Annotated in this window: 15 protein-coding genes, 1 tRNA gene and 1 pseudogene; 14 read left to right on the forward strand and 3 right to left on the reverse strand. The window is 58.9% G+C overall.

From position 1 onward, the window contains the following. The 3 genes from ACH2EH_RS19830 to ACH2EH_RS19840 all read right to left on the reverse strand — a co-directional run. A partial coding sequence (locus ACH2EH_RS19830) for a glycoside hydrolase family 36 protein (protein ID WP_395144401.1) occupies positions 1 to 1,388 on the reverse strand: 1,388 nt, incomplete at its 3' end. A 4-nt stretch (positions 1,389 to 1,392) separates the two neighbouring features. Beyond that, a complete protein-coding gene (locus tag ACH2EH_RS19835; RefSeq protein WP_395144403.1) occupies positions 1,393 to 1,773 on the reverse strand; it encodes a response regulator in 381 nt (126 codons plus the stop codon). 27 nt (positions 1,774 to 1,800) lie between these two features. After that, a complete protein-coding gene (locus ACH2EH_RS19840) occupies positions 1,801 to 2,184 on the reverse strand; it encodes a response regulator transcription factor (RefSeq protein WP_395144405.1) in 384 nt (127 codons plus the stop codon). A gap of 153 nt (positions 2,185 to 2,337) precedes the next feature. On the opposite strand from ACH2EH_RS19840, the pseudogene ACH2EH_RS19845 reads away from it, so the two are divergent. The 14 genes and pseudogenes from ACH2EH_RS19845 to ACH2EH_RS19910 form a co-directional block, all read left to right on the forward strand. After that, a pseudogene (locus ACH2EH_RS19845) lies at positions 2,338 to 2,439 on the forward strand (iron dependent repressor, metal binding and dimerization domain protein); the annotation flags it as partial. A 117-nt stretch (positions 2,440 to 2,556) separates the two neighbouring features. After that, entirely contained in the window at positions 2,557 to 2,772 is a 216-nt protein-coding gene (locus ACH2EH_RS19850; RefSeq protein ID WP_395144406.1) for a hypothetical protein, read from the forward strand. A 34-nt stretch (positions 2,773 to 2,806) separates the two neighbouring features. Continuing rightward, the gene (locus ACH2EH_RS19855) at positions 2,807 to 2,956 is read left to right on the forward strand and encodes a hypothetical protein (protein WP_395144408.1); all 150 of its coding nucleotides are present in this window, start codon (positions 2,807 to 2,809) and stop codon (positions 2,954 to 2,956) included. 43 nt (positions 2,957 to 2,999) lie between these two features. Continuing rightward, a tRNA-Phe gene (locus ACH2EH_RS19860) sits at positions 3,000 to 3,072 on the forward strand. Positions 3,073 to 3,276: 204 nt separating this feature from the next. Further along, on the forward strand, positions 3,277 to 3,597 hold the full coding sequence (locus tag ACH2EH_RS19865; RefSeq protein ID WP_395144410.1) for a hypothetical protein: 321 nt from the start codon (positions 3,277 to 3,279) through the stop codon (positions 3,595 to 3,597). Between the two features lie 25 nt (positions 3,598 to 3,622). After that, on the forward strand, positions 3,623 to 4,180 hold the full coding sequence (locus ACH2EH_RS19870) for a sigma-70 family RNA polymerase sigma factor (protein ID WP_395144412.1): 558 nt from the start codon (positions 3,623 to 3,625) through the stop codon (positions 4,178 to 4,180). After that, positions 4,177 to 4,437 (forward strand): hypothetical protein, encoded by a 261-nt coding sequence (locus ACH2EH_RS19875; protein WP_395144413.1) that lies wholly within the window; start codon positions 4,177 to 4,179, stop codon positions 4,435 to 4,437. The genes ACH2EH_RS19870 and ACH2EH_RS19875 overlap by 4 nt, the downstream gene beginning before the upstream one ends. Before the next feature lie 140 nt (positions 4,438 to 4,577). Then, positions 4,578 to 5,354 carry a PspA/IM30 family protein gene (locus ACH2EH_RS19880; protein WP_395144415.1) on the forward strand — a complete coding sequence of 259 codons (777 nt, stop codon included), beginning with the start codon at positions 4,578 to 4,580 and terminating at the stop codon, positions 5,352 to 5,354. 24 nt (positions 5,355 to 5,378) lie between these two features. Next, positions 5,379 to 6,197, forward strand: a complete 819-nt coding sequence (locus tag ACH2EH_RS19885) for a class II glutamine amidotransferase (protein ID WP_395144417.1) — start codon at positions 5,379 to 5,381, stop codon at positions 6,195 to 6,197. Beyond that, entirely contained in the window at positions 6,194 to 6,721 is a 528-nt protein-coding gene (locus tag ACH2EH_RS19890; protein ID WP_395144418.1) for a hypothetical protein, read from the forward strand. The genes ACH2EH_RS19885 and ACH2EH_RS19890 overlap by 4 nt, the downstream gene beginning before the upstream one ends. Beyond that, positions 6,718 to 7,581, forward strand: coding sequence for a carbohydrate kinase family protein (locus ACH2EH_RS19895; protein WP_395144420.1), 864 nt, complete (start codon positions 6,718 to 6,720; stop codon positions 7,579 to 7,581). The genes ACH2EH_RS19890 and ACH2EH_RS19895 overlap by 4 nt, the downstream gene beginning before the upstream one ends. A gap of 20 nt (positions 7,582 to 7,601) precedes the next feature. Next, positions 7,602 to 8,378: a hypothetical protein gene (locus tag ACH2EH_RS19900; RefSeq protein ID WP_395144421.1), complete on the forward strand. Its 777-nt coding sequence runs from the start codon at positions 7,602 to 7,604 to the stop codon at positions 8,376 to 8,378. Further along, positions 8,375 to 9,049, forward strand: coding sequence for a hypothetical protein (locus ACH2EH_RS19905; RefSeq protein WP_395144423.1), 675 nt, complete (start codon positions 8,375 to 8,377; stop codon positions 9,047 to 9,049). The genes ACH2EH_RS19900 and ACH2EH_RS19905 overlap by 4 nt, the downstream gene beginning before the upstream one ends. Continuing rightward, the coding region (locus tag ACH2EH_RS19910) for a hypothetical protein (protein WP_395144425.1) at positions 9,049 to 9,274 on the forward strand (226 nt) is incomplete at its 3' end. The genes ACH2EH_RS19905 and ACH2EH_RS19910, both read left to right, overlap by 1 nt.

Below are 9,274 nucleotides of genomic sequence, written 5' to 3' on the forward strand. Positions count from 1 at the left end.
AGCATCCCGCCGGTGGCATAGAGCAGGGTGGCGTGGAAGACGAACTCATTGTCGGGGAGGTCGCCGGTGAGGAGAAGGCAGTCTGGGTCGTTCCACCAGAAGCGCCCGTTTTGCCAGCCCCGATAAAGATTCTCGCGGCCCGTCTTGGCGAACGAGTCCCAGGAGCGGTCAATATCATTGGACGAGCGCGAGCCGTGAAGGAGACCGAGAGAGGGCCAGATCGGGTGGTTGCAGCCCAGCACCACACTGCCCTTGCCCGCGCCCCGGAGAATCGCCTCCATGCCGCGCCGATACGCCTCGATGCGTGTGGCGTTTTTATCGAAGTGGTGTCCGCCGTGCAGTGCGCCCCAGTAGTTCGCGTCTAATTTAAAGTACGTCACGCCCCACTCGCGATTGAGGGTGCGAAAGAGATTTTCCAGGTGCTGCTGGACGGCGGGGTTTGTGCCATCGAGGCAGTACCACGGCCCCCTGCGCCAGCCACCAAAGCCGATCTTATTGGACGGCAGCGGTGCGCCGATTTCGTCTTTGATAAACCAGTCCGGGTGCTGGGTGAAGAGCCTGGACTCGCGCTCGGCGATAAAGGGCGCGACCCAGAGGGCGGGCTCGAAGCCCTTTTGCGCGATGGCTTTGAGCACGGTCTGGACGGAGCCGCCAAACGCCTTGCCCGTGTCGAGCCAGTCGCCCATGTGGGGTTGGTAGCCATCGTCTATTTGAATGTAGCGCAGTCGGGGGAGGCTCTTTGCGGCCCACTCCAAGTTGTCGTAGATGTTCTTATCTGTGACCTCGGGGCCAAAACAGTACCACGAGCACCAGCCGGTCGGGATGGGCGTGTGCGTGCGCTGTGGGTGGTGCTTGGCGATGGAGTGCGTGAGCTTGTCTAAAAGCGCCTCGCGGTCGCTGCCCGAAATGGCGAGAAACTCCTCTAGCTCCCAGTGCTCGCCGGGCGCGAGTGTTTTATTTTCCGTGTCGAGCGAGACACGCAAGCGCGTGGCATCGAAGCTAAAACGCCCGATAAACTTCGTGCACGACGTGAAGGCGAGGAGCACGCGCTCCTGGTTTTGTGGGGCGAGCAGGAGCATCCCGTAGCCCGTACGCAGGCCGTCGGGCTCGGGGATCTTGTAGTGCGTGCGATCTGGGTAGAGGCCCACATCGGTGGGCGTCTCCAGAGTGCCCGCAAGCTGGCTGAGCATCTGAAACGCCTCGGCGTAGAGCAGTGTACTGCCCGGCAGGCCGTGGGTAAAGTCAAAGAGAACCACTTCGGGCACGGTGATAGGCGCTGTGGTGGGATTACGGAGAGTCGCGTGGCAGAGGCCGCCCCGCCAGGTGCGCGTAAGGGTCAGACCCTGAGGCACGACGGACGCACTGGCTTTGAGGCGCTCAAGCAACACCGTGCTAGTCTTCCCGCGTCTCCGAGAGCATTCGGCCCACCCAGATGCGCAGCTCATTGGGATCGAAGGGCTTTGTTAGATACAGATCCGTGCCCTTCACGTAGGCGCGCGTGATGTCGCGCTCGCTGGACTGCGCCGTGAGCAGGATCACGGGCAGCTTGCGGAGCTCCGGGCTCTGGCGGACATGCTCCAGAAGCTCAAGGCCATCCATCTCCGGCATCATGACATCAGATATTAGGAGGTCGTAGTGGTTTTTAAGGAGCAGAGGCAGTGCGCTGGCGCCACTCTGCGCTGTCTCTACCGTGTAGCCCCCACGCTCAAGGTTTACCTGGAGGATGCGGCGGATACTTTCGTCGTCGTCTACAGCAAGAATACGCTTGTTCATAGGGGTGATCAGATGTTCCTAGGGTGATCAGGCAGGAAGAATACGCTCGACAAAAGCGATGAGCTCCGCTGGGTCGAAGGGTTTGGTCAGGTAGAGATCGGTGCCGCTGGTGTAGCCCTGCACCATATCGTCCTCGCTGGTGCGCGCTGTCAGCATGATCACGGGCAAGTCGCCTAGGAGCTGATCGCGTCGCAGCGCGGCCACGAGCTCATAGCCGTCCATCTCGGGCATCATGATATCGGTAATCAAGAGGCTCGGTCGTTGCAGGAGCATCTGGCGCAAGGCGTCCACCCCCGAGATCGCCGTCACGACCGTGTACCCGTGGCTCCGGAGATTAAACTCGATCTGACGCAGAATATTGGGGTCGTCCTCGACCACCATAATGGAGTTGGTTGTAGAAGGCTGAGACATTGCAACTAATTGTACCGAAGATTATGGCGAAGTGCTTTAGGTAGTGGTAGTATTCCCCTCAGTTAATTTAACCATAGTTAATTTTTAAAAAGAAAAATATCTCGGTAAAGCGACAGGCGACATGCTCAAGGCGATTCACACGCTTTAGGGAACGACCTCGCCCGCCTCACCAAACTGGGCGAGCGTCTGGAGCATGTGATCTCTGAGGAGTTCGAGGAGCGCTTGGCAGTATTTCTCAATCACCCAACGACCTAATCAAGAAATGAAAATAAGCTTTTTAAACGGAAATCTTCTCGGGATAATCGCAACAATTGCAATCTTGCCCGTCTCCAGTTATGCTTATGCCCAGGAGACGCTCTGCCAGAAACCCTCTTGCGCTTTGGTGATGCTTACCTGGAGCTCAAACTTCCTCTGCGCTTCGCTCCGTGGCTACGACGGCTGATCATGCAGGCGCTGGCAATTGTCCCTGCAATGGTGCTTATCGCGGCAAGTGGCGGGAAAGACGCCGTGCGCCTGCTGATCTTCCCTTTACTCGCCTTTACCTCCGATAAAAAACGCATGGGGGAGCACGTCAATCCGCTCTGTTGAAACTTGCGGGGCAGGTGGTCTGCACTCTTAAATCGTGGGGCTAAATATCAAGCTCCTCTGGGACACTCCCCCGATCGAACCGCTCGGAGTCGTGGGCTGTGTTGCCGGAATTGTGGCTTTCGCCGCATGGGTTCGCTGGGGCTATAAAGAGAAAAACTCGCTTGCAAAGCAGACCGAGCTATGATAGACTTCCCCTCGCACGTTGCCTTTTAGAAGGTGATGCGCATGCCGCCTTAGCTCAGTTGGTAGAGCATCGGACTGAAAATCCGAGTGTCACTGGTTCAAGTCCGGTAGGCGGCACTGCATTAAAAAAACTTCTCCAAACTTTGGAGAAGTTTTTTGTTTTTGGGGTAGCATAGATCAATGGAAACAAATGTTTGCCGTTGCGGGAAAACCGTACCCTTTAAGATTGTCATCTCTGGGATTGAACGCCAACTAAAGAATCGCAGACGTTGTCTGGATTGCTCACCGTTTCAAGGCAGGAACAACCGCAGGCTTGCAGAAGTGCTTGCACGGCCCCGCACCGTAAATAATGAAAAATACCGACGCTGGCAGGAGAAAGCACGGCGCGCACGAAAGGCCCTGCTCATTGCTCAGTGTGGAGGCAAGTGTGCTTTGTGTGGCTATAATCGCTGTGTTGCTGCGCTAGAGTTTCACCACCGAGACTCGGCGACTAAGATATTCAATCTGGGCAAGGATAACTTGCTGAAAGCCTGGAATGTCGTTCTTGAGGAGGCGCAGAAGTGTGATCTTCTCTGCGCTAACTGTCACCGTGAACTCGAAGAGAAATTACGGTTGGGTGAGCCTGAGCAGGGAACTTTTTAGTCGTGGTGAATTGTTAGCTCATATTATGACTTCTTCTCTTCGCGAAGACTATGCCCATGTGGCCCGCCGGTGTGAGACGAGCTTGATTGCTTGTGCACGACGGCTGGTGCGCGGTGACGATGACCGGGTTCTGGATTTGGTGCAGGAGGCCTTGGTGCGTGGCTACGAGGCCTTTCGTGCGGGCAAGTTTATTGCGGGAGGGAATCCCTGCGCTTGGCTGGCACGTATTCTCACCAATCACTTTATCAATGAGTGGCGGCGCGAGAAGAAATGGTGCGCCGGAGTGACTGTGGATGATGTCACTGCGGGGGGGGAGATTGGGCCGGAGGCGACACGTGCTGAGGGAGCCGATGTGATGCTGCTTGAGGGCACACTGGATGAGGCACTGGATCGGGCGCTGGCGTCCCTGCCGGATGCATTGCGTCTGACCGTAATTCTTGTGGATATACAAGATCTCAGCTATCAGGAGGCTGCGGAGCGCTTGGGGGTACCTGTGGGGACAGTGCGCTCCCGGCTGGCTCGTGCGCGTTTCCAGCTTGCGGAGCGGTTACAGAGCTGGGGGAAGGAAAGGGGGCTGGCATGAGCATGAGACCCTGCCCACACATGAAGACGCTTCTCTCAGCGCTCTCTGACGGCTCCCTGACGGGGCTGGCACGCTGGTATGCAGAAAATCACGCTCGGCGCTGTCCCGGCTGTGGTAGTGCTCTGAGCGGACTCCAGACCATACGAGAGCGTATCCATACTTTGGGAGTGTCTACGGGTGAGCCTCTGCATCTTTCTAAGGAGCGCTGGAGCAAGATTGAAGTTGCCTGGGAACAAGTGGAGCGCAAGGAAACCTAAGGCATGGATACGTTTGTACCGAAGTTTAGAAATATCTGTCTGGTATAATTTCACATGCAACCGGAAGCGCCTTACCGGTGTCGGATAACCAGTACAGAATACGCACCGTAAGCAAGTGCGCTAGGAGAGAGTTAAAAGCCATGTGGAAGCGATTCCTTGCTGTGATCAGGTCCTGGTTCGGAGCTGGTCTTGAGAAACTGGAAGACCCAGGGATTTTGCTGGATGACGCTAAGCGTCAGATGCAGGAGATGCACGCACGCAACCGTGAGCGTGCGGTGATGGCCATCACGGCGAAGAACAACCTCCAGAATCAAGTGGACGATCTTCAGAAAACCGTAGACAACTTACAAGCGAAGGCTGAGTTTGCCCTTAAACGCGGTGACCGTGAGCTCGCGCTACAGCTCCTCAAAGAGAAGCAGGGCTACGAGCAGAGCTTGGTGAGTGCCAAAGAGACACTTGTGCAGGCGATCGAGACCTCCGAGCAGGTCAAGATTGCCATTAAGCGTGAGGAGGAGCAGATCCGTCAGAAGACTGCTGAGGCGCTGGCACTCAAAGCCAAGTGGAAACAAGCCCAGATTCAGTCTGAGATGGAGAAGCAGCTCCAGGGCATGGGAAGCTGGGAAGACAGCAACAATGCCTTTGCCAATGCGAAAACTAAGATCAATACCAAGCTGAATGAAGCCAAGGCAATGAATGAGCTAGGGCAGACCAATGTCGAGAGCCGTCTGCGCCAGCTTGAGGTGAGTGAGGCTGATGTCGTCGCTCAGAGTGAGCTCGAAGCGCTGGAGGCGCGTCTCGGTCTCGCCGCTCCGATCACACAAAGCATCGCCGCACCCACTAACGAGATCGAGGCCGAGCTGGCTCGACTGGAGCAAAAAGTCGGCGGCAGTGGCGGTAGCGCCAGTACGGGCAGCTAGTTCGTGTGTCGTCTCTTAGGAATAGTGACAGGCCCTCCGGAGCTTCCTCCGGCGGGCCTTCCGTCGTGGTATCACTGTGTGGGAGCCCCTCATGCCCTGCGCCGTCAGGCCGAGACCGGGAAGGTGCCGCCGGGAAACCCACCGGGTCATGAGGATTCCTGGGGGCTGGGCTGGCTGGATCGCGCAGGGCAGATCTCTCTGCTGCGGCAAGTGGGTTCCGCCCGTGGCTCGGCCTACTTTGTCTTCGCCTCGGAGACGGCTTCCAAAACCGCGTGTGTCTTTTTAGGGCATCTCCGGAAGGCATCGTGCGGTGCCGTCACCAGCGACAATGCCCATCCCGTTCGGGTGGATCCCCTAGAAGGCGAGAGCGGTGATAGTCTTCTTGTCATTCATAATGGCACTCTTAAAGGACCCCTCTTGAGCTGGATACAGCAAGAGGGGAACGTCGCTGGCCGTCGCGAGGCGCACTCCGACTCCGATACCGTGGCGCTGGCAGGCTGGATCGCCGCCCAGGTCGGTCATATCGGAAGCGAACAGAGGCCAAAGAAGCTCGCCGAGGCGCTCCGCCAGCTACTGGCTCAGGCGGCCCATGACGGCGATGCGACTCAAAACTACACGGCGATTAACTTGCTGATCGCCGCTCCCGAGGGGCTTTATGCTCTGCGTCAGTGCTCAAAAAATGCTGACTACTACACGTTGTCAGCGCGGCCCCTGGAAGAAGGCGGCTGGGTGTTAGCCTCGGAGCCAACCGACATGGAAGCGGGCTGGGAAGCGCTTACCCTAGGGGAGCTGGTATTCTATAGTGCACACAATAGTGCCGTTCAGAAAGAGATAGTGGTATGAGCATTCCAGATAGGATCGGACGACTGGGGCGGGCCTATGTCGGCGTGATCAAAGACAAGATTGACGCTGAGCTTTCTGAGCGGGAGACGGCTCTGGATGAGCTTGATGCGAGCGCGGGGAGAGAGCGCCAGGGCAAATCAGTCCCCCCTCCTCCCGCTAGTGAACTCTCGGATGTGGACAGCCTGATGCGGCGTGCGGAGGAAAAAATCGCAGCAGCGCGGCGGGGAATGGAAGCGCGTCAAGAGCTCGCCCCACCCACGGCGGCTCTGGTGGTGGCTGCAGCGGATACAAACCCACTTGCCGCCGACTACCGCGTCCTCGGGCTGCCCCTGGGAGCGAGTCTGGGAGAAGTGCAGGCCGCCTACGACGACCTCATCCGTCGGAGCGATCCCCAGCGCTTCCCTGAAAACTCCAATGAGCAGGCACAGGCACGGCGTATTCTCGACCGGGTCAACCAGGCCTACGAGAAAATCCGTCGCGAGAACAATCCCACGGAAGATCGTTTCGCTAAACTGGAGCTGTGAGCGCCCCTGATCGCGTTGATATCGTTGTCTATGGCACGGTTGCACTGGATCGGTTCTTCCCCTCGGGTTTAGAGCTGCCGGGAGGCGAAGCGCTCAACACAGCCTGCCTACTAGCGGGTTGGGGCGTCTCCGTGGCGCTCGTGGGGACTGCCATTGGTCGGGATCCTGAGGGCGCACGCTTGCGGGAGCTCATCGAAGCGGCGGGGCTCTCACGGGCATTTATCCCCGATGACCCCGCAGCCGTCACTCCCGTCTGTGATATTGTGGTCTCCCCCAACGGGGAGCGGACGATGTCCGGGCGCGGCTTCGCGCAGGCGATTGCTCCCCCCGTTCCTGAGGCGCTCTTTGCCCGACGCCCGATTGTCGCCGTGGACCCGAACTTAGGGATACAGGCCACCCAGACAGCACTCGCAGCGGCGCAAGCCGGATGCCCGCTTGTGGCAATGGATTTTGCGCACCAGCCTGATGTCGTCGCAGTTGCTGAGGTGCTTCAGTGTAGCCTGGAGTCGCTCCGGCGCTTCGGTGGCCCCACGGGCGAGCCTGAGGAGATCGTCGCCGCGCTCCCTGCCCGCACTGCCCTGTTGACTCTCGGTGCTGAGGGGGGCATCGTGCGGACCGAGAAGGGCATCACGCGCTACCGTGCCTATCCCCTCACCGATGTCCGTGACACAACAGGTGCGGGCGACGCGTTTCGTGCCGGGCTCTGCTATAGTAGGCTACAAAACTGGCCACTGGAGCGAACACTTTGTTTTGCCAGCGCCACTGCCGCCTGTCACTGCCGTCGCCTGGGAGGAGCCTCTCAGGTGCCTTTGGAGGAAATTCATGACCTCATGGCCAAAAATCCCGTAATTATTTTTTGAAATTTTGTAAGATTGGGCCTATGTCAACCGTTCTACAGACAGATGAGGAAATCGCGCGGCTCCGCAAGGCGCTACGATCCGGCGAAGGGGCAGCAATTGACCATGCTGCCGCACCCCTAATCCGTGCCCTTGGGGAGCCGCTTGTGGATCAGGCACGGCGCTTGATCCGCTCTGCATGGCGACCTCTGGGCTTGGAGGGAGAGGATCTGGTGCAGGATGCCTGGATTCGGGCACTGACCTATCTGACCGAGCCTGGGGGCGAGGCAGTTCGTACCCAAGAGCACTTACTGAGGCTTTTGCTGCGAATGATTAAGCAGCGCTTCCTCGATACCCTTGACCGGGCGGAAGGACGCGATGAGCAAGATTTTGAAGACGGGAAGGCGGAACAGGTGAGCGGTGCTTCCGAGCTGGGTGAGGGGCTTCTCTGGCTGGAGGCAGGGGCGCGGCAGAAGCTGATCGGGGCGCTCTTTGCAGGCGACGAGGCTTTTCGTGCGGCCTGTGTGGGCAAGCCCAAGCGGCGGGCGCGCCAGTACCAGAGCTATGTGCTCTTTACACTCGCGGAGTTTTACCGACGCGAGGTACTCTCGGATGAGGAGACGGCGGGGCTCTTTGAGCGCTATGTCTCGCTGCTGGGCGTGGCTCCCGAGGACTGGGGAAGAGTGGAGCAAGTGGCAGCCCAGCCGGAAGCGGGAGATGCGGAGCTGTTTGCTGTGGTCAATACGCTCTGCGGCACCGCCCTGGCGGAACGAAAAGCGCTCTATGTGCTACGTCATGAGCTGGGAGAGTTGGCATCGTGAGAACAAGAATAACCAATACAGAGATCGTCGCCGTGGCCGAGGGAAGCGCCGATACACTGACCGAGCGCCGGGTGCTTGCCGCTGCGCTCCACGATGCAGGGGTGCGGCAGCGGCTGGCGCTCCTTAAAGCCGTGGCCGCCCAGACGGAGCCACTGCCCACGCTTTCTGCCGCTTTGCAGACACAGTTCCAGGAAAATCTCGCGATTGCTGCACGGCGTGTGGGACGCGAGTATGCCCAGCGTCAGACGGCTGGCTCTGACTCTGAGCCTCTTCCCGGCTGGCTGGAGGCGTTTACGGGGACAGTGCGGCGGGTGCTGACTCTGGAGAAGCACCGCTTTGGACTCTCCGCACTCGCCCCCGCACTGGCAGCATCGGTCGCGCCACTAAGTGTCCAGCGTGAGGTTGTGGAAGCGCAAAAGGTGCGCCTTGAGGTGCACCAGCTTCCCGATAGTCCCACGCGCCTCCGTTTTTATGTGGATGCCAGTGCCTCCCCGGAGTTCCTCTCGGAGGAAGTGACCGGTGTCGCGCTCGCTTTGCAAGAGGAGGGCAACCTGGAACTACAGATTTTGATTGTTCCGGTGAATGCACAGGGACGTGGGGCCTTAGATATCCCTGCCCCCGCAGTGCAGGGAGGGGTGAGCCTGCTCGGCGTGGCACTGGTCACAGCCTAATGGCACAGAGAGCACTTGCCCGATTAAACTCTCTCCTGAAGGCGCTGGAGAGTGTGCCCACTGCGGCGCGTCAGGGAGGGCTCTGGCTTGCGCTACAGGCACTAGGCGACCCACAGCTCATTCCCTACGTCTCGGACCCTCTCTTGCCCCTTGAGGGGGCGTTTCTCAGCCTAGACAGCCAGCTCCTGGCCTTACGGGCTGCAAGTGCGAGCCTGCCTGCGAATG

This window comes from Armatimonas sp. (assembly GCF_043760365.1).
Lineage (GTDB): Bacteria > Armatimonadota > Armatimonadia > Armatimonadales > Armatimonadaceae > Armatimonas.

Coding starts and splice junctions, on each gene's coding strand:
- ACH2EH_RS19835 (WP_395144403.1), bottom strand. CDS start 1,773: ATGAACAAGCGTATTCTTGCTGTAGACGACGACGAAAGTATCCGCCGC.
- ACH2EH_RS19890 (WP_395144418.1), top strand. CDS start 6,194: ATGAGCATTCCAGATAGGATCGGACGACTGGGGCGGGCCTATGTCGGC.
- ACH2EH_RS19870 (WP_395144412.1), top strand. CDS start 3,623: ATGACTTCTTCTCTTCGCGAAGACTATGCCCATGTGGCCCGCCGGTGT.
- ACH2EH_RS19880 (WP_395144415.1), top strand. CDS start 4,578: ATGTGGAAGCGATTCCTTGCTGTGATCAGGTCCTGGTTCGGAGCTGGT.
- ACH2EH_RS19875 (WP_395144413.1), top strand. CDS start 4,177: ATGAGCATGAGACCCTGCCCACACATGAAGACGCTTCTCTCAGCGCTC.
- ACH2EH_RS19840 (WP_395144405.1), bottom strand. CDS start 2,184: ATGTCTCAGCCTTCTACAACCAACTCCATTATGGTGGTCGAGGACGAC.
- ACH2EH_RS19900 (WP_395144421.1), top strand. CDS start 7,602: ATGTCAACCGTTCTACAGACAGATGAGGAAATCGCGCGGCTCCGCAAG.